Origin of the sequence: Bacillus sp. JH7, assembly GCF_001563515.1 — a bacterium.
In the GTDB taxonomy this organism is placed as follows: Bacteria; Bacillota; Bacilli; order Bacillales; family Bacillaceae_G; genus Bacillus_A; species Bacillus_A cereus.
This window is the reverse complement of record NZ_LPUS01000022.1, coordinates 316,935-340,656: the sequence shown is the minus strand read 5'-3', so window position 1 is coordinate 340,656 and position 23,722 is coordinate 316,935. Positions and strand designations below refer to the sequence as shown.

Sequence of the window (23,722 nt, the reverse complement as noted above, 5' to 3'; positions counted from 1 at the left end):
TACTATAAAACGCTTTCATTTTAACATGAGTAGTAAGAAGAAGATTTCAAATATATCACAATATATTAAAGGAATTGAGGGATAATCACAATGAAAAAGATTATAAACAAACCAGAAACATTAGTAATGGAAATGTGTAACGGAATGGTTATGGCTCACCCAGAGCTTGAACTTTTGAAAAAATATAAAGTTATTAAGAAGAAAGAAATGAACGAAAACAAAGTAACGTTAATTAGTGGCGGCGGTAGTGGCCATGAGCCGGCACATGCAGGATTAGTCGGAAAAGGAATGTTAGATGCGGCGGTGTGCGGAGATGTTTTTGCTTCTCCTTCACAAATTCAGGTATACCAAGCAATTAAAGAAACAGCTAGTAAAAAAGGTACGTTATTAATTATTAAAAATTATAGCGGCGATATTATGAATTTCAAAAACGGTGCGCATTTAGCGAAAGAAGATGGAATTGAAGTCGACTACGTAAAAGTGGACGATGATATTGCGGTAGAAGATAGTCTGTATACAGTAGGACGCCGCGGCGTTGCAGGAGTTATTTTAGTTCATAAAATTGCCGGCGCAGCAGCGGAAGCAGGTATGGATTTAGGAGCGGTGAAAGCTGTCGCAGAAAAAGCAGCGGCTAACGTGCGTACAATCGGTTTAGCGTTAACGTCTTGTACAGTTCCAGCGAGCGGATCACCTACTTTCACACTTGAGGAAGATGAAATGGAATACGGCGTAGGTATTCACGGCGAGCCAGGAATTAAACGTGAAAAAATGTTGTCGGCTGATGAATTAGCTAACCGTATGACAAATGATCTTGTAAAAGATTTAGGAGTAAAAGATGGCGAAGAAATTGCACTTCTAGTTAACGGTTTTGGCGGAACACCACTGCAGGAACTTTACTTATTTAACAACGCCGTTACGAGAGAACTAGCTGCAAGAAACATTAAAATTAATAGAGTATTCGTCGGCAACTATATGACGAGTATCGATATGGCTGGTATGTCTTTAACTGTAATGAAATTAGATGATGAGTTAAAAACATTACTATCAAAAGAATGTAATACACCAGCGTTTAAAGTAGATGGACCAGTTGAAAGTGTAGAGTATGTAAATGTACTTGAAGAAACAGAAGAGAAGGAAGTTTCATTTGAACTAGAAACGGCGGAAGAACACGCTGTTATTAAAGATAATGTCATTACATTAAACAACATGATTTATCTCGTTGATAAAATGAGCGACGTTATTATTAAAAATGAAGTACCGTTCTGTGAGCTAGATACGCATGCTGGCGACGGTGACTTCGGAATGAGTGTTGCAAAAGGATTTAAACGATTAAAACGTGAATGGCATTCTATTGTAGATCAAGAGAACGTAACGATCGGATCATTCCTTGACGGTTGCTCCATGATCATTATGGAACATTGCGGCGGCGCATCTGGTCCAATTTGGGGCGGTGCATTCCGCGCAGCTAGTAAAGCAGCAGGCGAGAAGCGTGAGTTAACAGTGAAAGAATTCGCTGAAATACTGCAAGCAGCACTGCAAGGCATCCAATCTATCGGTGAAAGATCATTCGGTAGAGGAGCAGTAGTTGGTGACAAAACACTTGTTGACGCACTTGCTCCATGTGTAGATTCTTGGTTAGATAGCACCTCAAACGAAGTAGACGTAAAAACTGCCTTTGAAAAAGGAGCAGAAGCAGCGGTCAAAGGAGCAGAGTACACGAAAGAAATCGTAGCTCGCATGGGCCGCGCTGGTACAGTTGGCGAAAGAAGCTTAGGATATCCAGATGCAGGTGCACATGCGCTTGGAGTTATCTTTACGGAGATTGCGGGTAGTTTGAAATAGGAATGAGAAAGTCCCTCTACCTTAAGGTGGAGGGACTTTTATATAGTTGATATGTAGAAGACTTCTTTCGGTGCTCTCCCTGTAAAATATGAGTTTGTTACTATTTTTGATAAAATCTTATTTCAAAAATACAACTAATATTTCTCAACATTAATATATTGAAAATAGTTAGAATATTTAAGATAATCATTTGTGAAGAAGTAAATTATAAAAAAAGGGGGAATTTATTTTGTTACGTCGTTTATCTATTTGTACAGTACTAACAGCTTTTATATTTACTTTATTTACATTTAACGGCTCTGCTTTCGCGGCTACGAATACTACTGAAAATGAAACAGTAGTAGCAGCTTGTGCAAAGGGAGGTACGGTAGGTGTATATGGTGCAAAGATGCGCAGTGGTTATACTGTCGATTCACCTGTCTTACATACATTTAATGATGGTACGAAAATTACTGGAACATGGGTAACTGGTGAATATGTTCAAGGTCATTACAGTAATTCTAAACAGTGGTTAAAAGTTACATATAAAGGGATGACAGGTTATGTATCCCATACAACACTATATAACGTTTGCTCATAAAACTATGTACCATAATAGCTTTGGATATATTGAGCTAATCTCTTCTAGAGATTAGTTCTTTTTTATCTCTTAGTTTTTAATGGGGCATTTTTTGAAAAAGACCAACGATTCATTAAATCGATGGTCTTACGTTTATATAGTATTCATTTGTATCTATATCAAATTTTTCATTGCTTTTTGCTTATTTCAGATTTAGTTTGTTTGTGATTGCAGCTTATCAATTTTCCAGTATGTTTGTAGAGGGTCTAAAGAGCTTTCAATATAAAACATATATTCATCTGCGGTACGTGGTACTTCAAAAGCTATTTTCAATTCTACCGTTTCATTTGGTTTAACTTGTATATCAGAAGGGTTTTGATCAAGCACCTTTCCTTTATAGATCTTTCCGTCTTTTTCATCTTTTAAGTTATATTTTAATTCTGATAATCCAATCGTTTGACCTCGTACATTTTTTACAGAGACATTAACAATGACGGAATCGTTGCTAGCATTTAAATATGCACTTTGAACAGCGGTCAAGTAATAGCCTCCCTTAACACTCTCACCAACTAATAAAATACCTTGTTCCAAGCGGCTTATCTCTTCTTTTTCTTCAAAATTTATTAATTCTTCATTTTCATTTTTTGCGGTTGGTTCTTCTATTGGACCATTTTCAACGGCACTATCTGTTTTATCTTGTGTGCAAGCAGCCGTAATACTGACTAATACTAGAATGAAAGTAAGTAATATAGATAATTTTCTCATAAAATTTATCTGTCTCCTTAAGTTTCTCAATTTTGTGCAGCTATACATATAAGATTAACATAATGTCTCATTATTGGCTCAAAATAGGGGATCTTTTAGACATCTTATTCTTTTTACTTTTAATATACATTCGATTGGTTCTCGCGATATTTGTTAATCTTTTAAAACATTGGCTTAGTAATACCAAGGGTTATTATAAATATATTAATTACATAATTTGTCCATATCAAAATGAACGTTTTTTGCATTTAATATATTGTAAATATATTTTATTTTGGAAGGATCTGATTATATGGCTCATAAATCTACTGGAGTGTTTCGAGTTCCAGTTTCTGAAAATGGGATTATTCCAACTGCTCTCAACATTATGTTAAACAATGATTCACGCTGCCATACTAGTAATGTAACGGTAACTGTTAAGAGAAGTCGAAACACCTTTTTCCCAACTCAAAATGAATTAGTTGAAATCTCTCGTACTTTTGTTTCTTTAGAACCAAACAGAACAACTAAGATTGTGTTGTTTACTCCAGAATTTCAAGTAGAAGATTTCCTTGATGTCATCATTAGTGGAAATAAAGAGGATGTTAAGGATGTTCTTGTATATTCTTTCTTAGCAGATTCAGTAGGTCACAATCTGCCATCTACTGTTTTCAGAAATGCAGAATACACTTTTGCTTGCTGACACTGTGATAATGTATTCTTTACTGTCGTATATCTAAATTGAAATGTTACAAGTAGCACTTCACGGCATATAATCTATCGGTGAAAGGTCATTCGGCAGAGGAGCGGTAGTTGGTGAAAGAAGTTTAGGATATCCAGATACACATGCGCTTAGGGTACCTTTACGGAAATTTCGGGTAGTCTGAAATAGAAATTAGAAGATCCCTTCTACCTTAAGGTGGAGGGGGTTTCTTAATATTATTTTTTGATATATATTGCTAAATATGTTCCAATAATTCATTCTATTGTATTGAGAATAATGTCATCTACATCAAAAAAACGGCTTATAAAAGGAACTGGTATTTGAAGGAGTTCCACCTCAAACATACTCCAATGCATATAAATATGTTTGAGGTGGATTTATTAACGAATTTTATATAGCATGAATGAAAATGGGATAAATAAAACAATGTTTCTTAGTATGTTTTTAAGAATTAATTGAGCAGGTCCTTTTGAAAATAAAAAAAGACACCCTAAGGTGCCTTCCTCTGAATTAAAACAATAATATGGTTCTAAGTTTAAAAACTATTGGGATTTTTCCTGTGAGTTTTATAAGTAGTTTTTAAGAAATTATGAGTGGTTATTTTTGTTTTCGAAATATTCTTCTTTAATTATTTGTAATTTTTTTTCGTTTTTTGTTAATTCAAATATAAATAATGATTTTCTCATGTTATTAGCAACATCTTCTTCATTATATTGTTTAAGCTTTAATAAATTTGAACCTTTTCCATAGTATAGTTCACCCAATAAGTAAAAAGTATTTAGATTAATAGCTAATTGGATACCCTTATCAATGTATTTTATTGCTTCTTCGTATTGATATGTGTAACTTAAATTTTTTGCTAAATTATAAATGATTTTCAATTTAATTTCTTTATCTCTAGGAAAATCTAATTTGTTAAAATTATTTAAACATCTTTTAAGGATAGTAATACTTTTTTTGTATTCTTTGTTTTCTGCATGAAGTATAGCCATTGTATGTAGAATATCTATTTCTCTCTCTGATAAAAAATCAATATTGGTTACAGTTAGTTTTAGTGCATTATTTAAAAGAGTTAAAGCCACTTTTGTTGAGTTATTCACACAATATATAGCAATTGCTTCATGCCATATTAGAAATTGTTTATCTTCTTTTGTTTGAAAATTATTTGTGTATTTTTCTCTTGTTACTATTTCATAAAGCTCTTTATATTGATGTTGCCTTATGCAATCCCTCATTACGTATTTTACATTTTCTGTATATTTTAATTTCTTGTTTTGAGTTAGTGCAAATATACTATTTGGATCAACACCGAGTCTTTCTGATAATTGATATAACAATATGCTAGATGGATAAATCACACCTTTTTCGATCTTACTAATTTGACTTTGTGAACATATTCCGTGACATAAGTCGGATTGTGATATATTTTTTTTAATTCTAAGTTCTTTAATGGTAATACCCAAATCGTTAAATTCCATTTTTTCACCTACTATTTAGCACTTTATTAATATAAGAACATTCTCTAACCTTAATGTAATGTAAAGTTAATATAGTTGCAATTATTGTTTTAAAGGGCTTATCGTTTCTATAAGATGGTAAGATTTTTTTATGTACAAAAAAGACACTCTAAGGTGCCTTCTTGCGATTTGCTCCATTGTAATATGGTATTGGATGCCAGTCCAATTATTATTTTACCACGTTAAATAGCTTCGGTTATTGAGAAAAAAGACAATTCATTATTTGAATGCAAAAAGTCCTAGGGGGACTAGGACTTTTTGCTAGAATGAATATGATTTAAAAAAGGACTTATATAACGTAACATATGAATGTTTCGTAAATGTATCAAAAAAGTGAACAAAAGCGTTAATTTAAATAAAAAAAGCTCCGCGATAAAAGCTGCGGAGCTTCATAAGGTCGAGTTATGTCGTACTCACAAGGGATTTTAACATGAATGTTGTGGTAAAAATACTGGTAAATTTATCCCGTAAAATCCCGATTGGTTTAACTAATAATCAGTGGGGGATGAATAAAACTCCCACTGATTAAAGTTTCACTTCATTCGAAGGAATTCATGTTTTATAAATTAGATTATGAGAGTTGATATTCTCCATATTGACCAGAAAAGAACTAAAAATTCTAGTGAAATTCCAAGTGTTCGTTTCCTAGTTTTTTGAAATTCTTTTATTAAATAGCCAACAGCACTAATTGCTATAAGAATGAAAAGAATAAGTTCGAGTGTAACTGGCATTTTATCTACCCCTAATACTGTAATTTATTATATAAAGATTATAAGATATTTTTGTGGCTAGTGGTGAAAAATTCAATAGAACTATTTCTAAATGGAGTAAACCTTTCAACGGACCAAGCAAAGGTCAATACAAAAAGTGTTATACAATATACGCATGGAGAGCCGTGGGGCTAAAGAAATATTGGAGTATAAAGAGTTGTTAGATCAAAGGATTATTACAGAAGAAGAGTTCGAAGTGTAGAAAAAAGTAATTATTAGGTATATAGATGAAACGCTCAAATGAGCGTTTTTTTTATTTATATATTCGCAAGTAAAATAACATAATATTACTATGAATCCTTATAACAATATGAATTTTTGCATATTTTAAAATTTAATATATCCCTTAAAAACTTTTAATTGTATAATATATTTTGTCATATTTTTAGATTTTTCGACATAAACCAACAAAAATAGAGAACGTATTGGGAGAAGACATTATGTACACAAAACTATTAAAATCAATTACATCATTATCACTTATTGGTGGTGCGTTGTTATATACAAATGGCAGTGATGTGAAAGCTGCTGAAGTGGGTGTTTTTTCTGATGTGCCGACATCACATTGGTCATATCCTGCGATTAAAGATTTAGCAAGTAAGAATATTATTTCTGGTTATGGAAATGGGATATTTGGTTTTGGAGATGTTGCGACAAGGGAGCAAGTTGCGGCTTTAATTTATCGAGTGTTAGTACCGAATAAACAAGGCGGTTCGTTTAGTAATGATGGAACTCGTTACGTATTAAAGGATGGATCTACGTTTAAAAATCCTTACGGTGATATTAATCAAAATTCTACAATGTTCCCAGAAGAGGTATTAACTTTAACGAATTTAGGAGTTTTTAAAGGTGATGAAAATGGCCAATTTAGACCGAAAGCTTCTGTGAATCGTGCGGAAATGGCACAAATTCTTACGAATGCTTTCCATCTTGCGGCAAAACAAAAACATACCTTTAAGGATGTTCCAAATCCATTTTGGGCAGAAAATGCAATTAGTGCAGTGCAGTCAAATGGAATCGCAGATGGCACAGGGAATGGGAATTTTGAACCGTATGGCACAGTAACACGTGAACAGTATGCGCAGTTTTTATATAAAACTTTGAAGTATAAAAATGCTGATGTGAAAGATACAGGGGATGCGGCATTATTAACAGCGTTTAAAGAGGAAGTACAAAAGCGTATTAATACATACGAGACAAATATTACACTGCCATATAAAACGAAAAATAATAATACAGACGAAGTGATGAATACACTTTTTAACGCATATAAAGAAGTGGCAAGTAAAAATGAGTATACAAATAATAATAGATCGAATGTTTCATATGGACTTTCTGGATCACCTGGAAATTATACGTTTACGCTTAAGATTACATATCGTGAAACGAAAGAACAGACGGAATATGTCATGAAACAAGCGAAAGCAATCGTTTCTTCTATCACTCAAGTTGGAATGGATGATCACGAAAAAGTGAAGGCGATTCATGATTACGTAGTAAAGCATGTTTCTTATGATACGTCTTATAAAGCTTACACAGCATATGAAGCACTTGTAAATCGTTCTGCGGTTTGCCAAGGTTACGCACTATTAACTTATCAATTATTAAAAGAAGCAGGAATTGAAAATCATTTCGTGACAGGAACTGGGGACGGACAACCTCATGCTTGGAATTTAGTGAAAATCGAAAACAAATGGTATCACCTTGATACAACATTCGATGATCCGGTTCCAGATGAGCAGGGCCGCGTAACGTATTCGTATTTCAATTTATCAGATGAACAAATCGCAAAAAATCATGAGTGGAACCGCGGAGACTATCCGCAAGCGACAACAAATTATTATAGTACACTGACAAATAAAATTGCGGCAGGTAGTAAGAAAACGCCTGCATATCAGCAAATATTAAAAGATACAAAGTTAAACTATTTAGGAAATGAATATATTGCAAATAACTATACTGAATTAAAAAATAAAATGCAGCAACGCTATAGTGCAAAACCAGAGAAAATTGAAGTGTTATACAAGCAATCAATGAATGGTGCACTACAAGATGTGAAAAAGGTAATTGGCGAAATCGATTATCCGCAAGGGGCAAACCGAGTTTCTTATAAAGCGGAGCCGTACAATGCGAAAGAAGGGTATTCTTTAGTGACGATTACGTTTACGTATTAAAAACAACCTAGATCCTATAGGATCTAGGTTGTTTTTTATTATTCTTCGACAAAACATGACAATATACAGATAAATTCTTTGCTACTATGAGATGAGAAATCTTACATTAAAAAAACTGTTTAAAATAACTAATACAGATAGGCGGAAAAAAATGAACCGAAAGTTACTAATGGTATTAACATGCGGTACATTGCTTATGGGAATGGCTGCTTGTAGCTCAAATGAGAAGACTACAACTGAACCAAAACCTAAACAAGAAGAAAAGGTTCAGGAAAAACCGAAAGTTCAAACCATTCAAAAGCAGCAAAAAGATAGTTATGTAGTAAGTGAAGATGAACTCTCTAAAGCAGCACAGTCGATTGGTGAAATCCAAAACGAGCAAACTATAAATGATATGATGATACATATGTCTTTACAAAAACTCACATTCAATGGGAATAATCTTCATGTTTCCGGTACCCGTGATGTAGGACGATTTCAAATGACGAAAGAAAACATTCAATACTTAAAAAACAACTTAAATGTTATTAATAATGATGAAAAACCAAAATATGAATCTATTCTGAACAAATGGTATGATGGAGAGTTCGAATCTGTAGTTAAAGACTTTGAAGAAATTCATTATTTACGTTCAGGAAAAAAGCAAAGTATGGAGGGATCTAAACTAGCTAAAAAAATTGATAGTGATGAAAAAGAATTTATTCTCCATTTCTTTGGTCAAGAAGGATTAGATATCCATAATAAAGAGTGGAAACAGGGCGAGTTATAGAAGTAAAACTGAATTTCTCTTCACTAGGAAGTACAATGTTTTACGGAACAAAAAAATAATGAAATTCCCTTAAATATAGTCCCATCCGGAGGTTGTCTATACTGAGATTCAATAGATACACAGTAAGGCTTATTTTTCTAGCCATTGGCACAAATGCTGCATTATCTATGTGGATTAAGCAGGGACTTTTAGGTGTCATCAATGCTATTATTTTCTTGTTAACCGCTGCACGGAAGTCCAATACATATTATTAAAATTAAGATGGTTCAAATCGGAGGAAGGCACCTTAGGGTGTCTATTCTTTTTTTATAAAAAGAAAATTGTACGTTTAGACGCATTTTAAATACAAAATAACCGATTCCTTATACGTTAAGAAACCGGTTATTTATTCCCCCACTTTTTTAGAGGGCTTTTTCTTATAATGGTCTTAAATGATTGATTTAAGGTTATAAACTTAAATCATAAATAAAATATAGAGTAAAAACTATATACGAAATAAATGTAACGAAAACAAGGAAACATATAAACTGAGAATTAGATACATATTGTTCTATTCTTTTTTTCATGTTAATTCGTATTATTTTTCAAATGTGAAGTATCAATTGGAATTTGAGCTTTCCAAGAACCAATTACTTTTCCAATTCTAGTTATATTTACGTCTAAAGTAAGAGGCTGTTTAAAAACGTCTTTTTCTTCAGTAGTTATAACAAATGTAGCAACACCTTCAGGTCTATCATTATCACGAATGCCTATTTTATCTAACTTTTTACCTGCTGCCATAAGTTCAAAAGGAAGATAATCATCTGAATCATGGATAAATGATAGTCTCCCGTCATTTTTAATCTCAGGGTTTTCCTCTTGTTGCCCATCAATTTTACCATCATTCTCAAGATCTAATCCTGATGTATCAAATTCAAATGGTACTAAACTTCCGTCCGCTTTTTCCATTCTATAATGAACTGATATACGTGAATCTGCGATAAATACTTCTTTGAGATGTACAGTAATACCTTGATCTGTAATTTTTTCATCAATAGGAATATATTTACCATTCTTCATCATATCTTGTGTGATACCATTTTCATCTTTTATTCCTTCATTTACAACCTTATCGTTTGTAACTGCATTAGAAAAATACGAGGCAACATTTGTAGCCGCCACTTGTACTTGTGGAATCATTGCTGCTGTAAAAAGTGCTGCTGCAGCTACTGCTGTATAAATGAAACGTTTTGATTTTTTACTCATGTTTGTAAAGAGTCCCTTCTTTTGTTGTTTTTTGTGATTTATATTAGAAACATTGTCTAACTTGGAACGACTTTCAAATGTTTTCCATGCTTGTTCTATATCAATTTTGATTTCTTGTGGTGAATTTGCAGATTCTACATCTAGCATTACGTTTTCCCATTGATTTAATTTACTAATTTCTATTAATAAATCTTGGCATGCTTCACATGTATCTAGGTGTTTTGTGAATTCCTTTCTTATATCATGAGAAAGTTCTCCATCAATATATGTTTGAATAAACCCGATATCATAACATTTCATTTGTTATGCCTCCTCCATTTGTTTATAAATCTTGCGAAATTTCATTTTGGCTCGGACCAATAATGTTCCAATAGAAGATATTTCAATTTGAAGTACTTCTGCAATTTCTTTATATTGAAAACCAGAGAATTTCATTAGTAAAAGGGTTCGTTCTCGATCATTCATTTTATTTAGTATCGTTTGGACCTTTGTAATTTCTTCTTTTCTTATCCAATCATCGTCTAATGATGAAACATTTTGTACTTCATGGTATTGTATTTCTTTATCAATCTTCGCTTGCTGCCTTTTTTCAGATCGAAAATGGTTATAGGCTACATAAGTAGAAGATTTAATCAACCATCCAGGTATGCTTTCAATCCCTTTCCAATCACTACGATATAATTGTAAAAATACTTCTTGTGCTAACTCTTCAGCGATAGATTGATCTTTAACGATCCAGATGATTTGTTTCACAGCGTAAGCATAGTACTGCTTAAATAAATCTTCAAAGGTCATATCAGAAGCATGACTTTCTTCATTTTCTATGGTTAACATGTTCGTTTAAACCTCACTTTCAATTTGATACCTGTATTATAGAGAAACCAGAAAAACGGATTTTGTGACAGTTTTTCTGGATATTTTTTATTATGTACTAAAAAAAGCATTCGTCTAATTAAAAGAGAAATGCAAAAAGGAAATGAAAACATAAAAACTATAACTCTTGCAGTAGTTGTCTATTAATGCACAAGAAAACAGTTAGTTTGTTGCCAAACTGTATCTAAACGTACAATTTCACTTCTTCTATTTTCATGAATATGTATAATTACATAAAATTTCAAAGAAAAAGAGAGTATACTTTCATATTGTGTAATAAAGATAAAGCCCGCCTACGGAAATAGGCGGGCTTTTTTTACTTATAAAGAAAAGACAACCTTTAAGGTGTCTTCCTTTTGAAATCTAGGTTGTCCAGTTTGTTTTACTTTGGTGCAATAGCAATATTGTTTGGAATAAAGTTTCACCATATTGCTATTAAACTAAAATATTAAGATTGCACTTAAACGAAATTTATAGCATCGAAGTTCATTTTTGAGGGGGGAATGTAATACTACATTTTTAAAGTATTCGTTACACTTGAACCTCTGCACATTGCGTAGAGCTTTTTTCATGAAGAAAGGACACTCACGTGAGTGTCCTTTCGATAGTTTTTAGCAGAAGCAAGCAGCTCCAACGATGATTAATAAAATAAACAATACAACTAATAAAGCAAATCCTCCAGCGAAACCACAGCCGCCACAACTACCACCAAAGCCCATAACAGTTCCTCCTTTAAATAGGAGGAGAAAAACAAAGGTTCACTCATGTGTTTTAACGGATTCCATTTACTTTATGCTTTTTACGAATAAATGGAGCAGGTCCTTTTTAAAATAGATTTATGCCGCTATTTTTCGGATAGTAAGACCCGGATTGGTGGGGGCTGATTAAAGTTTCATTTTATTCTTTAAGAGCGAATAAATGAAAAATAAAATATCTAATAATATAGATAGAAATCCGCTTTTATACCTTTCATTAAAAGAATAGTAGCATTATATATTATAAGGAATACTTGTCCTTAATTGTAAATGAAAGGGGGGAATTGATATGAGCTATGGCTATGGTCATCCTCCTGGAAGATGTCATAAACATCACAATGAAACTTTGTCAACGGGTGTATTACGTAGACATTCCGCTACGTTATTTCTTACTGTTGAAGCTATGAATGTTGATCCAGATGATACTCGTAGAGTAACAGTTGAAATGTTTGATTGGTCATCTGGTTCTCCGGTATTGTTACCATTAATAGACCCTTCAACACAAACATTGCCACCTAATCGATATGTTACTTTTCGTTCAGCAGCTCTTCCTCCAGCACTTTTTGCTTATGAAGTAAGAATCATTCGTCCGAAAGATAGAGATGTTGTTACGAATGTTTTTGGTCTTAGTGCAATCATATTTAACCCACAAGAAGGAAACAATGTTTTACAACATGATTTAGCAAAATTAGACCTTAAATAGATTTTATAAAAGTCTATTTATTGGACATGATTAAAAAAAGAGTAGGATGTAATCCTACTTTTTTTACGTTAATTAGAATTTTAAAAGAAATCCTTCATTATTTTAGCATCTTTAATATTCACTATCACACCTTCTACCTTATCTTTCTTCTCATCTTTAGCAATCGAAATTTGCTCCTTATTATCAGCCCACACAAGAAATTCTTCTTTTGAGTCATCTTTATATGTAACAGTAATAGTAGAATGTGCAGATTCTCTCTTTTTTTGATCTAGTGTGATTTGTTTAGGAGTGCCTTTTTGGACTGCTGAAACGATAGATTGTATCATTTTTTCGTTGTCTGTTTGAGATTTGGAAGTAGTATGATTTGTTGTTTTCAGTATTTCAATGTCTGTAATATTAGCAGAATTTAATTGAAAGGTATTTTGTTTATGCTCTTGCTTAACTTGTGAAGCTTTATCTGTAGCCGAGGTACTTGTACAACCTATTAAAGTGAAAGATAAAGCGGTTAGAGCGCATATAGATATGATTTTTTTCATAGTATCCCTCCTCAATTTTAATTATAACAATTTTCTGTTAATTTAGGTAGTTATTGTAAGGAGAAGATGTTTTAAAGTGGTAAATGATGATGTTCATTCTCTATTAAAATCAAAATTCACATAACTTTTTTCATATTTTATGTTTAACATTTCGAAAATGGGTGTACTACATATAATATAACAAATAATTCATTTTAAAGGAGGAAGTTAAAGATGGAAACGAAGTATAGTAAACCTTTTGTATATGAATTTATTACGGAGAAAGAGGTCATGAATGCGGCGAATGATCTAGTGAAGAAAGGGATAGACCAAAAAGATATTTACGTATTAACACATGAGAAAGAGAGGACAGATAGAATCGCAGACAATGCAGACGTGAATACAATTGGGATAAAAGAGGAGGGACTTGGGACAAGCATTATTAACGTCTTTCAAAACACAGGAGATCAGTTAAGAAATAAGATGCAAGAGTTAGGGCTTAATGAGGAAGAGGCGAACTTCTACGAAGAAAAGCTGGATGAAGGAAAAATCTTGTTATTCGTTAAGGATTTAGAAAGAGTCGGTGAATGGTTACAAGAAAGAAGATGCATGTATTCTATTTAAATTTGTATCCTGTAAATCTATAAATCTATTACGAAAAGGAGATTGTAAATATGAGTGAGAACGGACTAAAAGAACAAGTTAAAGGTAAAGTTGAAAAGAAAAAAGGACAAGTAAAAGAAGGAATTGGTGAAGTTACAGAAGATAGAGAGTTGAAAAATGAAGGGAAGTGGGAAAAAACGAAGGGAACGATAAAAGAAAAAGTCGGAAAAGTGAAACAAAAGATAAGTGATGAATTAGATAATAAAGAATAATATATGTTCATCAAGCTTTGGTTACATACTAAAGCTTGATGAATCCAATATAAAACGAATATAGGAGGTTTAATTGTGGGACTTATTATTACGTGTATTGTAGGTGGACTTATTGGTGCGTTAGCTGGAATGATTACAGGAAAAGACTTTCCGTTAGGTATAGTTGGTAACGTGATTGCTGGTTTAATTGGATCTTGGGTAGGTAGTGCGTTATTTGGTCATTGGGGTCCTGAATGGGGAGGCATCTTTATTCTTCCAGCGTTATTAGGTGCAATCGTCTTTATTTTAATCGTTACATTCTTCTCTAGAATGCTGCGGAAAGCGTAAGTATGATAATGAATAGTAATCTTAAGTTTATTATATATAACTATAAAGTGAATGAACTGATAAATATACATAAAAAAGCATCCAATTGAACTAATTTGGATGCTTTTTTAATGTAATCTGCATAGGAATGAGCGGGGGATGAAGGCCCCCGCTCATTGAAATTACACTTTTTATTATGTATTAAACCATCGTTACTTTTTCACAATTATTTATCTTTACGACCTGCCTTGGCTCTATATGAGATAAGTCCTCGCTATTACCTATATCAACTACAATTGTATTTGTTAGTATGTTAATAATGGAACCAACTAACGTTGTAGCATGATCGTGTCGATAAGAAAATTGAACAAAATCTCCCTTTTTAAAGTTGTGCTCTTCCATAGATAGATCCCCCTAAAAATAATGTTTATACATTATACATACACAAAATTATAAGTTTTAAACATTTATTAGTACGATTTAAGTGTTAAGCCGAGAAAGGTGTAGAAAATTTATTTATAATGAAAATAAAAAAATATGTTTAAAATTAATTTTTATGGGTAATTAAATAGTAAGAGTTTGAGATAAGGGGGCGGAAATGATGAATTTGGCAATAAATATTTTGCAAAATGATGTAGGTTATACAGTACAACTTAATGGTGAAATTGATGCTTATACGGCATCAGATTTGAAAAATAAGATTATGCCTATTGCAAGCGAAAAAGAGGTTCATATTGTAGTAGATTTTCATAACGTAGATTATATGGATAGTACTGGTTTAGGCGTTTTTATAGCTCTATTAAAAGCAGTTAAGAAAAATGATGGAAAACTAGAGTTTATCGGTGTGTCTAAAAGGCTAAAAAGATTATTTGATATTACAGGGCTAACAGAAATATTAAATTTGAATTCCGATTTTGAAAAAGTAGAAAGAAGGTGACTAGGGATGATGGAGAGATTTGAAAAGATAGAAATGAAAATTCCTGCAAAAGCAGAATATGTGGCTATTATTCGTTTAACAATGGCTGGTGTTGCGAATCGAATGGGCTTTGCTTATGACGATATAGAAGATATGAAAATTGCTATTAGTGAAGCATGTACAAACATTGTACAACATGCATATAAAGAAGACGTTGGAGAAATTACAATTGTCTTTGGCTTATATGAAGATCGATTAGAAATTATGGCTGCGGATAATGGAGTTAGCTTTGATTTTAATAGCTTAAAAAGTAAAGTTGGTCCGTATGATATTAATAAACCAGTAGAGCATTTGCCAGAAAATGGTTTAGGTTTATATTTAATCAATACGTTAATGGATGATATACAAATTATGCATGATGAGGGCATGACAGTTTTAATGACAAAATATATACAAAGAGAGCAGGTGGAGAATGATGGAAATCCAATCTCAACCTACAAATCTTACTAAAGAAGACGTTATTAAACTAATTGCAGACTTCCAACAAAACCAATGTGATGAAGCACAGGAAAGATTGGTTAATCACTATAAAAATCTTGTATACTCCATTGCATATCGCTATTCAAAAGGTGGGCCGATGCATGAAGATATTATACAAGTAGGAATGTTAGGGCTCTTAGGTGCAATAAGAAGGTATGATTATTCGATAGGGAATGCTTTTGAGCCGTTTGCAATACCTACAATAGTAGGCGAAATAAAGAAATATTTACGTGATAAAACTTGGGGTATTCACGTTCCAAGGCGAATTAAAGATTTAGGCGGGAAGATTAAACTTGCGATAGAGGAGCTAACAGATCGTTTCCAGCGTTCACCGAAGATTATAGAGATTGCAGATCATTTAGGACTATCCGAAGAGGAAGTGCTAGAAATTATGGATGCGAAAAATAATTATCGCGTATCTTCCTTAGATGATGTAGTTGAAAATTCATCTGATGGCAGTTCGGTAGCGAGGATTGAATCTGTAGGTGAAGTAGAGCAAGGATATGAAGAGACAGAAAGGCGTCTCGTTTTAAAGGATATTTTCAACGTATTAAATGACACAGAAAAGAGTGTTATTCATTATATATTTGGAGAAAATTTAAATCAAAAAGATACAGGGGAACGGTTAGGTATTTCACAAATGCACGTTTCTCGTATTAAAAGACAAGCGATAAGTAAATTGAAGCAAGCAGCATTTTTAGATACATAAAAATTTAAAATCATTATGTTTAAAACATGAGAAAAGGGGTAGTTATTAAATATAGGAGGAGATATAAAAATGTCACACGATGTGAAAGAACTAATCGAAGGATTGAATGAAGATTTAGCAGGAGAATACTCAGCAATTATTATGTATAACCATAATGCAGCTACAGTTTCTGGTATATATAGACAAGTGTTAAAACCTTTCTTTGAATCTGAAATTAGTGATGAACAAGGACATGCCCTATATTTAGCGGAGAAAATTAAGACGTTAGGTGGTACACCTACTACAATCCCTTTACCAGTGAAACAAGTAGAAGATGTTAGAGAAATGTTAGAGTCCGCTAGACAATCAGAATATGAGACAATTAAGCGTTATGAAACGAGAAAAGAACAAGCAGCGAAATTAAATATGACAGAGTTAGTTGTAAAACTAGAAGATATGATTGCAGATGAAACAAATCATATGGAAGAATTAGATCGTCTTTTAAATGACAAAGCAATGGTGTTAAATTAATAGTGGGAATTTATAGAATGAAAGAACAAACTCTCATTTCTGGGGGTTTGTTCTTTTGCTGTATAAAAATTATGTTAGAGTAGGAAATTTTCATTTTGTAACTGAGTATGCAATACTAGAAAAATAGAAAATGATAATAGATTTACATTTTAAATAAGAAAAGGGGAAATAACTTGTGTCCATTTTAATTGTCGATGATAATCCGGTTAACATCTTTGTAATTGAAAAAATTTTAAAACAAGCCGGATATCAGGATCTTGTATCGCTGAATTCTGCACAAGAGCTTTTCGAATACATTCAATTTGGAGAAGATTCTTCCAGGTATAATGAAATTGATTTAATACTGTTAGATATTATGATGCCTGAAATTGATGGACTTGAAGTTTGTAGGCGATTACAAAAAGAGGAGAAGTTTAAAGATATTCCTATTATTTTTGTTACAGCTTTAGAGGATGCCAATAAATTGGCCGAAGCTCTTGATATGGGGGCAATGGATTATATTACGAAACCGATAAATAAAGTTGAACTATTAGCACGTATGCGTGTAGCATTACGCTTGAAATCGGAATTAAATTGGCATAAAGAACAAGAAGAAAATCTTCGGAATGAACTAGATTTAGCTACGCAAGTACAAAGAAACTTATTAAGTAGCCCATTAAGAGAAGATTATATAAAAATTGAAGCAAGTTACTTACCTTCATTTAAATTAGCTGGAGATATGTATTATTGGTATAAAATCGATGAAAACCGCTACGGTATTATATTATTAGACGTGATGGGACATGGTATATCTGCTTCATTAGTTTGTATGTTTATTTCGTCTGTATTACGTGAAACGATTAAATCTTTAATCGATCCAGAACTTGTCATTAAAGACTTAAATAAATATATGACTCTTTTACATAATGAGAATGACGATATTCCATATTATTTTACAGCGGTATATTTAGTAGTAGATACAGAAAAGAGAACGATTGAATATGTAAATGCAGGGCATCCTTCTGGATACGTTTTAGTTGATGAAACAAATATGGTTGAACTAAATCACGGGAGTTGTGCGGTAGGATTTTTTGATGAAATAAAAGTTGAAAAGACAGTTATACCTTTTGAGAAGAACGCTCAAATCGTATTGTTTACAGATGGTGTTCTTGAAGCAATTGCAAATGATGAATTTGAGGCTGAAGAGAAATTACGTACTTTTACAGAAAGAAAATGGGGAGATTTAGAAGGCGAGATAGAAGGGTTTTACAAGGAAGAACAAAAGAAAGCGCAATCAGATGATATGTGTCTAATTATGATACAAACGAATGCGAAATAAAAAGCGTATGAAATCCAAACAGAGGATTTCATACGCTTTTTATTGTATTTTTTGATAAATTTGTTCGCTAGGATTAAATTGGGTATAATGCGGCATTATATTTGAAAAACGAAGAGTTTCTTTATTTCCTAAACATAGAAATCCATTGTGACTTAAACTTTCATAAAATAGGTGCTGCACTTGATTTTGAAGTTTACTTGTAAAGTAAATTAAAACGTTACGACAAAGTATAATATGAAACTCGTTAAAAGATTGATCGGTTACTAAATTATGCTGTGCAAAAATAATGTTTTGTAAAAGTGATGGATTAAAATAAGCAAAACGATTATCTGTTGAATAATAGTTAGAAAATGCTTGTGTACCGCCAGCTTGTAAATAATTTTTCGTATAAGTTTGCATTTTATTTAACGGGAGGATAGCTTGTTTTGCTTTTTCTAACACATTTGTATTCATATCTGTTGCGTAAATAACCGACTTTTCACTTAATCCTTCTTCGTGAAGTAAGATGGACATTGATAATACTTCTTCACCAGTTGCGCATCCAGCATGCCAAATTCTAATTTCAGGTTGCTTTTTTAATTCAGGAATAACATGCTCTCTAAGCGCTTTAAAAAAGGCAGGGTTACGGAACATCTCAGTTACATTAATCGAGAAATCATTTAATAACTGTTCTAAAACCCCTTCCTCGTGAATTACTTTTTCAATTAATTTTGAAATGGTAGGGATATTAGAGAGCTGCATTCTATTACAAATTCTTCTATAAATAGATGTGCGAGCATATTGGCGAAAATCAAATCCTGATAGTTTAAATACTGCTTCTAATAGTAATTCAATTTCTAAGTTCGTGCGCTCATCTGTATCTACTGATGGATCAAAATTATAATACTTATTTTCCACTCCAACTAAACCTCACTTATTTTATTAACCATACACTCATTACCGAATAGAGTTGATGTAGATTTAATGGTTTACTTATATAATCTGAAGCGCCAGCAGATAAACATTTTTCCTTATCATTTGGCATTGCTTTAGCAGTTAATGCGATAATAGGTATTTCACTTAACCCTAAGTTCATTCGGATATTTTCCATCGTTTCATAACCGTCCATATTAGGCATCATAATATCCATTAAAATAAGGTCAATATTTGTATTACTTTTTAGTATTTCTAAACACTCTAAGCCGTTTTGGGCAGTAATAATGTTGGCATTTTGTTTTTTTAATGCGTTTTGTAACGCAAATATATTTCGATGATCATCATCGACAATTAAAATGGTTTTCTCTTGGAAGACGTTATTTGTTTCGGGAGTAACGATAGTTTCTTCAACAACTTCAGCAGGAATAACATCTTCTATCGTTGCTGCGACTTCTAAATTGGATAACTGTATATCTGGTAATCCATTTGGAAGGTTAGGAATATATACCGTGAAAGTACTACCTTCTCCTACATTACTCTCTAACGTAATCCAACCACCTAACAATCTAGCAAACTCTTTACAAATAGATAAACCTAATCCTGTACCACCATACTTCCGAATCGTTGCGCCATCTGCCTGTTGAAAGGCTTCGAAAATAAGTTGATGCTGTTCTTTAGCGATACCAATACCAGTATCTTTTACTGAAATTGTAATCCAATCTTTACTTATAGACTGCATATCATGACTTAAATTACTTGTTTCTATCGAATCGAAATGTAAAGAAACGGATCCTTTTTCTGTAAATTTAAATGCATTGGATAATAAGTTTTTAATAATTTGCTCAATCCGTTTTGCATCTGTATAAAACAGATCAGGAATCGTATCACTGTCTTCAATAGTAAATTCGACATTTTTTTGTGCAGCTATATGTAAAAAGTTTTGATGCATATTGGCTGCCATGTCACTTATGTTCGTTGCTTCAAAAATGATGTCTAGTTTGCCTGCTTCTACTTTAGATAAATCGAGTATGTCATTAATTAAAGTAAGTAAGTCTTTCCCTGATGAATGAATGACAGTTGCTAATTCAATCTCATCGTCGGATAAATTGTTATCATGATTTTCTCTTAACATTTCAGATAATAGTAAAATACTATTTAACGGTGTGCGTAATTCATGTGACATATTTGCTAGAAATTCAGATTTGTATTTTGAACTACGCAACAACTCACTTGCTTTTTCTTCTAATTCTGATTTAGTAATTTGTAAGTCAGCTGTCTTTTGCTCCGCCTCTTCCGTTCTAGACTCTAATTGTTCATTCGTTGTTCGTAATTCTTCTGCTTGCATTTGTAGTTCTTCCGCTTGCGTTTGCAATTCTTCTGATTGAACTTGTAACTCTTCTGTCATTGCTTGTGATTCATGTAAAAGAGTTTGAATTCGCATACGTCCCATAATGCTATGGATTGTTAAACCTAGATTATCAACGGTTTGTTGAATTAAATCTTGATGTAAATCTGAAATCTCAGTTACACTTACTAACTCCATTACTGCGATTACTTCATCCTCAAATAAGATAGGGATGATTAATAGATTTTTAGGACGTATTTCTAATACTCCGCTAGTGACATAACGAAACTCTTCGGGTATATCCCTGAGAATAAAACTTTTCTTTTCTAAGGCAGACTGTCCAATGAAACCTTCACCCATTTGAATGGATTGTTTCCCAATATCAGCACCTTGATCGGCGAAAGAAGCTTTTTTCACATAGTAGACAGTTTCTTCATATTCTTCACGTACATAAAATGCACCGCAAGAAGTTTGCGTTTTTTGTATAATTCCACTAAGAATTTTTTTACCTAACATCTCAATAGAAGATACACCTTGATACATTAAAATTAATTCTGCAAGCTCCGTTTGTAACCATTCTCTTTTCGATATTTCGTCTAGTAGGTGATTCGTTGTATGAGCAAGATCTTTTATTTCATCACGTGTGTTTACATGAATTCTTTCCGTGATTTTTTCTTTAGAAGAAATGGATTTAATAGCTTGAATTACATTTTTAATCGTTTTTGTAATGGAATTCGAAATATAGAGTGAAATGATAATAGAAATACAAGAAAGTAAGAACAATAAACTGTATAACCAAATCTCTAATTTATTATTTTCAGTATCTAATTGTGCTGCTCTTTTTTTCGTTAATTGCTCCTCAGTGCTACGGAAGTTAGTTACCTGTGACTGTAATGACTGAATTTGAGTCGTGTCGATTGTTTGTACATTATTACTATTATGATTTGCAATTAACGGGTGAATCTCTTTATTTATCCAACTAATAATATTTTCGTTAATCTGTTTTAATTTTTCTTGCTGAGATGGGTTATCCTCTAATAATGAGAAAAGATCTTGATAATGCTTTTCGTAATCCTTTTCCGCAGAATTAAGAGATTGTACGTAATTTGGATTATTAGAAATGATAAACCCTTTCGCTTTATTTTCAATTGTTAGTAAATCTTTCTCCACTTGATTTGTTAAATTGAGAACTTTAAAATCGTGATCAATAATAAAATTACGAGATTTTTGTAAATTAGAAATCTCATTGTTCAACATAATGAAAGAAACAAGTAAGAACAAAATGATAACTAAATAACCAGCCATAATTTTGTAGCGAATACTAAATTTTGCTTTCGAGTTCATTAAAAATTCCTACCTTCAAGGTTATTAAAACTTTTCTATTTTAAAGAATGAAAAACGTAATATATATTATATCAGTTTTCATAAGGCTAAACTAGAAATCCCCCTATTGTATTAGGGGGTTCTTTTTTTATAGAGGAAATCATTTTGAAATATAAAAACATATATGAAAGGTAGTAAACGAGGGAATAGAGGATAACAAATATTCTAAGAAGGGAAGAGTGTTCTTAAAGCTCTTTTTGCATCTATTCCTTCAAAAATAAATAATACAAGATCTCTCTTTTTTACAGTAAGGAAAAAGGATACTAGAGTGCTTAAGTTTTTAATAGAAGTAAGTGTTCCGTGTTTACTTATAAATACATTCGTTTGAAATGTTGTCATTAAAGCATAAAAATGATGAATCTGAGTTATTGTAGGTGTTTCATTATAAGAAATAGTAGTAGAGTGAATGGCGTTCATCGTAATATTCCTTTCCATATAGTAAGCATAACAATATAAACATACCCGTTTTAAAAAGTGTTAAACATATAAATAAGAAAAAATATAATTATAGTTTTTTACGTTTAGAAAAGGTTAGGAAGGGTATACATATACTACAAAGAGATTAACTGAAGATGAATTGTAAGATGTCTATGTTTAGTAGATTAGTCTATCAAAATATACTTTTACTTTAAATAAAAAGGAGCCTGGTATACATGAATGAAATGATGATTAATATTACATTTGATTTAATTTACTTGTTAAGTAGTTCACTTGTAGTGCTTTTACTATTCGCTTTTTTCGTAAATGGTTATGTTAATAAAAAGATTAGTGTATACAGAAATGAAGAAAAATAAAGATACATTATATAAAACTTTAGGAGGTTAATAGTTATGAATGTAGATAGAAAAATAGTAGGTGTTTTTAGAACAATTGATGATGCGGCACTCGTTATTAATGAATTAAATGAAAAAGGATACTCAGCAGATAACATTTCAGCTATTGCGAAAGATCAAAAGGAAATTGAACATCTGGAAGAAAAATCGGGTGAAAAAGTGAATAGCGAAACTGCACATAAAGCAGATATCTTTTCAGCGACAGGGCTTGTAGCTGGAGGAGTAGCAGGCGGACTCGGTGGTTTATTAACAGGTCTTGGTATACTTGCCGTTTCTGGAATGGGTCCAATTGTAGCAGCAGGACCAATCGCAGCAGCTATTGGAGGAGCTGGTATTGGCGGAGGAGCTGGAAGTTTAATAGGAGCATTTATCGGCTTAGGAATCCCTGAAGACCATGCTAAAAAGTATGAAGAATATATTTACGATGGAAATATATTAATTTTAGTAGATGCAAAATTAGATGATAAGTTAGAAATCTATAAAATATTTGATAAGCATAATGCCTATAACTCTGATTTCTTTAAATAAAATGTAAACAAAGTGAATATCGTTTTTGATCTTACAACTTTGGCGCGGCCGAGGAGTCGTATGACTATAAGAGAGGAAGGGCTTATAGTAAAAAATCAAGTCCTATTATGATATTGAGAAGGGAAGAGGTGTCTATTCGTGATTGTAAAAATATTAAAGGATAGTAGCAATAGTTTCCTTTGCACAGTTCAAAGTAAAAATGGAGATCAGTATGTGAAAAAATGGTTTAGTAAACATGAAAATAATAAAGAATTAGGGCGACCAACTTTTAAAGAAGTAGAAAAGGATTGGAAAGAAAATAGAGACTCGTTTATGTATCCTAATGTTAAAGCGCTTTATTGAACATAATGGGGG

Annotated in this window: 27 protein-coding genes; 17 read left to right on the top strand and 10 right to left on the bottom strand. The window is 32.3% G+C overall.

Features of this window, described 5'->3' with window-relative positions; genetic code table 11:
* Positions 1–90: 90 nt before the first annotated feature.
* Together dhaK and AU379_RS22235 are read left to right on the top strand one after the other, a co-directional pair.
* Positions 91–1,842 (top strand): dihydroxyacetone kinase subunit DhaK, encoded by a 1,752-nt coding sequence (dhaK, locus tag AU379_RS29695; protein ID WP_044584199.1) that lies wholly within the window; start codon positions 91–93, stop codon positions 1,840–1,842.
* 229 nt (positions 1,843–2,071) lie between these two features.
* Positions 2,072–2,422 carry an SH3 domain-containing protein gene (locus AU379_RS22235; protein WP_000946195.1) on the top strand — a complete coding sequence of 117 codons (351 nt, stop codon included), beginning with the start codon at positions 2,072–2,074 and terminating at the stop codon, positions 2,420–2,422.
* Between the two features lie 192 nt (positions 2,423–2,614).
* Here AU379_RS22235 and AU379_RS22230 read toward each other — a convergent pair whose 3' ends face one another.
* Complete coding sequence (locus AU379_RS22230) at positions 2,615–3,166, bottom strand: DUF4352 domain-containing protein (protein WP_001228898.1); 552 nt, start codon at positions 3,164–3,166, stop codon at positions 2,615–2,617.
* A gap of 292 nt (positions 3,167–3,458) precedes the next feature.
* Here AU379_RS22230 and AU379_RS22225 point away from each other — a divergent pair, with 292 nt between their 5' ends.
* Positions 3,459–3,848: a hypothetical protein gene (locus AU379_RS22225; RefSeq protein WP_000940662.1), complete on the top strand. Its 390-nt coding sequence runs from the start codon at positions 3,459–3,461 to the stop codon at positions 3,846–3,848.
* 608 nt (positions 3,849–4,456) lie between these two features.
* Here the strand turns inward: AU379_RS22225 and AU379_RS22220 are convergent.
* Positions 4,457–5,347 (bottom strand): helix-turn-helix domain-containing protein, encoded by an 891-nt coding sequence (locus AU379_RS22220; RefSeq protein ID WP_000395461.1) that lies wholly within the window; start codon positions 5,345–5,347, stop codon positions 4,457–4,459.
* A 1,249-nt stretch (positions 5,348–6,596) separates the two neighbouring features.
* On the opposite strand from AU379_RS22220, the gene AU379_RS22215 reads away from it, so the two are divergent.
* Together AU379_RS22215 and AU379_RS22210 are read left to right on the top strand one after the other, a co-directional pair.
* The gene (locus tag AU379_RS22215; RefSeq protein ID WP_000288174.1) at positions 6,597–8,330 is read left to right on the top strand and encodes an S-layer homology domain-containing protein; all 1,734 of its coding nucleotides are present in this window, start codon (positions 6,597–6,599) and stop codon (positions 8,328–8,330) included.
* Between the two features lie 151 nt (positions 8,331–8,481).
* Positions 8,482–9,099, top strand: coding sequence for a DUF6241 domain-containing protein (locus AU379_RS22210; RefSeq protein ID WP_001080428.1), 618 nt, complete (start codon positions 8,482–8,484; stop codon positions 9,097–9,099).
* 567 nt (positions 9,100–9,666) lie between these two features.
* Here AU379_RS22210 and AU379_RS22205 read toward each other — a convergent pair.
* The 3 genes from AU379_RS22205 to AU379_RS29680 form a co-directional block, all read right to left on the bottom strand.
* Positions 9,667–10,644, bottom strand: coding sequence for a DUF4179 domain-containing protein (locus tag AU379_RS22205; protein WP_000650410.1), 978 nt, complete (start codon positions 10,642–10,644; stop codon positions 9,667–9,669).
* A 3-nt stretch (positions 10,645–10,647) separates the two neighbouring features.
* The gene (locus tag AU379_RS22200; protein WP_061139722.1) at positions 10,648–11,178 is read right to left on the bottom strand and encodes an RNA polymerase sigma factor SigX; all 531 of its coding nucleotides are present in this window, start codon (positions 11,176–11,178) and stop codon (positions 10,648–10,650) included.
* Positions 11,179–11,828: 650 nt separating this feature from the next.
* Positions 11,829–11,936 (bottom strand): YjcZ family sporulation protein, encoded by a 108-nt coding sequence (locus tag AU379_RS29680; RefSeq protein ID WP_000505670.1) that lies wholly within the window; start codon positions 11,934–11,936, stop codon positions 11,829–11,831.
* Positions 11,937–12,261: 325 nt separating this feature from the next.
* Between AU379_RS29680 and AU379_RS22195 the strand changes: the two genes are divergently transcribed.
* Positions 12,262–12,675, top strand: coding sequence for a hypothetical protein (locus AU379_RS22195; RefSeq protein ID WP_000120203.1), 414 nt, complete (start codon positions 12,262–12,264; stop codon positions 12,673–12,675).
* Between the two features lie 80 nt (positions 12,676–12,755).
* Here AU379_RS22195 and AU379_RS22190 read toward each other — a convergent pair whose 3' ends face one another.
* A complete protein-coding gene (locus AU379_RS22190) occupies positions 12,756–13,211 on the bottom strand; it encodes a hypothetical protein (RefSeq protein ID WP_000720857.1) in 456 nt (151 codons plus the stop codon).
* A 213-nt stretch (positions 13,212–13,424) separates the two neighbouring features.
* On the opposite strand from AU379_RS22190, the gene AU379_RS22185 reads away from it, so the two are divergent.
* The 3 genes from AU379_RS22185 to AU379_RS22175 all read left to right on the top strand — a co-directional run bounded on the left by AU379_RS22185 (position 13,425) and on the right by AU379_RS22175 (position 14,392).
* Positions 13,425–13,814, top strand: coding sequence for a general stress protein (locus AU379_RS22185; RefSeq protein WP_000448812.1), 390 nt, complete (start codon positions 13,425–13,427; stop codon positions 13,812–13,814).
* A gap of 50 nt (positions 13,815–13,864) precedes the next feature.
* Entirely contained in the window at positions 13,865–14,065 is a 201-nt protein-coding gene (locus AU379_RS22180; protein ID WP_001293468.1) for a CsbD family protein, read from the top strand.
* A 75-nt stretch (positions 14,066–14,140) separates the two neighbouring features.
* Entirely contained in the window at positions 14,141–14,392 is a 252-nt protein-coding gene (locus AU379_RS22175; protein WP_000522902.1) for a GlsB/YeaQ/YmgE family stress response membrane protein, read from the top strand.
* Between the two features lie 180 nt (positions 14,393–14,572).
* Here the strand turns inward: AU379_RS22175 and AU379_RS22170 are convergent, their stop codons facing one another.
* Entirely contained in the window at positions 14,573–14,773 is a 201-nt protein-coding gene (locus AU379_RS22170; protein WP_000391014.1) for a hypothetical protein, read from the bottom strand.
* Between the two features lie 196 nt (positions 14,774–14,969).
* Here AU379_RS22170 and rsbV point away from each other — a divergent pair, with 196 nt between their 5' ends.
* The 5 genes from rsbV (at position 14,970) to AU379_RS22145 (ending at position 18,364) form a co-directional block, all read left to right on the top strand.
* Positions 14,970–15,308 (top strand): anti sigma b factor antagonist RsbV, encoded by a 339-nt coding sequence (rsbV, locus tag AU379_RS22165; protein ID WP_001986277.1) that lies wholly within the window; start codon positions 14,970–14,972, stop codon positions 15,306–15,308.
* Positions 15,309–15,314: 6 nt separating this feature from the next.
* On the top strand, positions 15,315–15,797 hold the full coding sequence (rsbW, locus tag AU379_RS22160) for an anti-sigma B factor RsbW (RefSeq protein ID WP_000970580.1): 483 nt from the start codon (positions 15,315–15,317) through the stop codon (positions 15,795–15,797).
* Complete coding sequence (gene sigB, locus AU379_RS22155; RefSeq protein WP_002093898.1) at positions 15,760–16,536, top strand: RNA polymerase sigma factor SigB; 777 nt, start codon at positions 15,760–15,762, stop codon at positions 16,534–16,536. Before rsbW ends, sigB begins: the two co-directional genes overlap by 38 nt.
* 69 nt (positions 16,537–16,605) lie before the next feature.
* Positions 16,606–17,046 (top strand): ferritin-like domain-containing protein, encoded by a 441-nt coding sequence (locus AU379_RS22150; protein ID WP_000017755.1) that lies wholly within the window; start codon positions 16,606–16,608, stop codon positions 17,044–17,046.
* A 175-nt stretch (positions 17,047–17,221) separates the two neighbouring features.
* Positions 17,222–18,364, top strand: coding sequence for a fused response regulator/phosphatase (locus tag AU379_RS22145; protein ID WP_044584204.1), 1,143 nt, complete (start codon positions 17,222–17,224; stop codon positions 18,362–18,364).
* 39 nt (positions 18,365–18,403) lie between these two features.
* Here AU379_RS22145 and AU379_RS22140 read toward each other — a convergent pair whose 3' ends face one another.
* The 3 genes from AU379_RS22140 to AU379_RS22130 all read right to left on the bottom strand — a co-directional run bounded on the left by AU379_RS22140 (position 18,404) and on the right by AU379_RS22130 (position 22,424).
* A complete protein-coding gene (locus tag AU379_RS22140; protein WP_000429041.1) occupies positions 18,404–19,261 on the bottom strand; it encodes a protein-glutamate O-methyltransferase CheR in 858 nt (285 codons plus the stop codon).
* A 16-nt stretch (positions 19,262–19,277) separates the two neighbouring features.
* A complete protein-coding gene (locus AU379_RS22135) occupies positions 19,278–21,968 on the bottom strand; it encodes an ATP-binding protein (protein WP_001084956.1) in 2,691 nt (896 codons plus the stop codon).
* Between the two features lie 204 nt (positions 21,969–22,172).
* Complete coding sequence (locus tag AU379_RS22130; protein ID WP_000991357.1) at positions 22,173–22,424, bottom strand: hypothetical protein; 252 nt, start codon at positions 22,422–22,424, stop codon at positions 22,173–22,175.
* Positions 22,425–22,660: 236 nt separating this feature from the next.
* Here AU379_RS22130 and AU379_RS30690 point away from each other — a divergent pair, with 236 nt between their 5' ends.
* The 3 genes from AU379_RS30690 to AU379_RS22120 all read left to right on the top strand — a co-directional run bounded on the left by AU379_RS30690 (position 22,661) and on the right by AU379_RS22120 (position 23,710).
* Complete coding sequence (locus AU379_RS30690) at positions 22,661–22,801, top strand: hypothetical protein (protein WP_001004571.1); 141 nt, start codon at positions 22,661–22,663, stop codon at positions 22,799–22,801.
* 36 nt (positions 22,802–22,837) lie between these two features.
* On the top strand, positions 22,838–23,368 hold the full coding sequence (locus tag AU379_RS22125; protein WP_001100100.1) for a general stress protein: 531 nt from the start codon (positions 22,838–22,840) through the stop codon (positions 23,366–23,368).
* 138 nt (positions 23,369–23,506) lie between these two features.
* On the top strand, positions 23,507–23,710 hold the full coding sequence (locus tag AU379_RS22120; RefSeq protein WP_000635861.1) for a DUF4028 family protein: 204 nt from the start codon (positions 23,507–23,509) through the stop codon (positions 23,708–23,710).
* The last annotated feature ends 12 nt before the right edge of the window (positions 23,711–23,722 follow it).

Excerpts from the sequence above, each read along its gene's own strand:
- dhaK (WP_044584199.1), top strand. The coding sequence starts at position 91 with ATGAAAAAGATTATAAACAAACCAGAAACATTAGTAATGGAAATGTGT.
- AU379_RS22230 (WP_001228898.1), bottom strand. The coding sequence starts at position 3,166 with ATGAGAAAATTATCTATATTACTTACTTTCATTCTAGTATTAGTCAGT.
- AU379_RS22225 (WP_000940662.1), top strand. The coding sequence starts at position 3,459 with ATGGCTCATAAATCTACTGGAGTGTTTCGAGTTCCAGTTTCTGAAAAT.
- AU379_RS22220 (WP_000395461.1), bottom strand. The coding sequence starts at position 5,347 with ATGGAATTTAACGATTTGGGTATTACCATTAAAGAACTTAGAATTAAA.
- AU379_RS22215 (WP_000288174.1), top strand. The coding sequence starts at position 6,597 with ATGTACACAAAACTATTAAAATCAATTACATCATTATCACTTATTGGT.
- AU379_RS22210 (WP_001080428.1), top strand. The coding sequence starts at position 8,482 with ATGAACCGAAAGTTACTAATGGTATTAACATGCGGTACATTGCTTATG.
- AU379_RS22205 (WP_000650410.1), bottom strand. The coding sequence starts at position 10,644 with ATGAAATGTTATGATATCGGGTTTATTCAAACATATATTGATGGAGAA.
- AU379_RS22200 (WP_061139722.1), bottom strand. The coding sequence starts at position 11,178 with ATGTTAACCATAGAAAATGAAGAAAGTCATGCTTCTGATATGACCTTT.
- AU379_RS29680 (WP_000505670.1), bottom strand. The coding sequence starts at position 11,936 with ATGGGCTTTGGTGGTAGTTGTGGCGGCTGTGGTTTCGCTGGAGGATTT.
- AU379_RS22195 (WP_000120203.1), top strand. The coding sequence starts at position 12,262 with ATGAGCTATGGCTATGGTCATCCTCCTGGAAGATGTCATAAACATCAC.
- AU379_RS22190 (WP_000720857.1), bottom strand. The coding sequence starts at position 13,211 with ATGAAAAAAATCATATCTATATGCGCTCTAACCGCTTTATCTTTCACT.
- AU379_RS22185 (WP_000448812.1), top strand. The coding sequence starts at position 13,425 with ATGGAAACGAAGTATAGTAAACCTTTTGTATATGAATTTATTACGGAG.
- AU379_RS22180 (WP_001293468.1), top strand. The coding sequence starts at position 13,865 with ATGAGTGAGAACGGACTAAAAGAACAAGTTAAAGGTAAAGTTGAAAAG.
- AU379_RS22170 (WP_000391014.1), bottom strand. The coding sequence starts at position 14,773 with ATGGAAGAGCACAACTTTAAAAAGGGAGATTTTGTTCAATTTTCTTAT.
- rsbV (WP_001986277.1), top strand. The coding sequence starts at position 14,970 with ATGATGAATTTGGCAATAAATATTTTGCAAAATGATGTAGGTTATACA.
- rsbW (WP_000970580.1), top strand. The coding sequence starts at position 15,315 with ATGATGGAGAGATTTGAAAAGATAGAAATGAAAATTCCTGCAAAAGCA.
- sigB (WP_002093898.1), top strand. The coding sequence starts at position 15,760 with ATGATGGAAATCCAATCTCAACCTACAAATCTTACTAAAGAAGACGTT.
- AU379_RS22150 (WP_000017755.1), top strand. The coding sequence starts at position 16,606 with ATGTCACACGATGTGAAAGAACTAATCGAAGGATTGAATGAAGATTTA.
- AU379_RS22135 (WP_001084956.1), bottom strand. The coding sequence starts at position 21,968 with ATGAACTCGAAAGCAAAATTTAGTATTCGCTACAAAATTATGGCTGGT.
- AU379_RS22130 (WP_000991357.1), bottom strand. The coding sequence starts at position 22,424 with ATGAACGCCATTCACTCTACTACTATTTCTTATAATGAAACACCTACA.
- AU379_RS30690 (WP_001004571.1), top strand. The coding sequence starts at position 22,661 with ATGAATGAAATGATGATTAATATTACATTTGATTTAATTTACTTGTTA.
- AU379_RS22125 (WP_001100100.1), top strand. The coding sequence starts at position 22,838 with ATGAATGTAGATAGAAAAATAGTAGGTGTTTTTAGAACAATTGATGAT.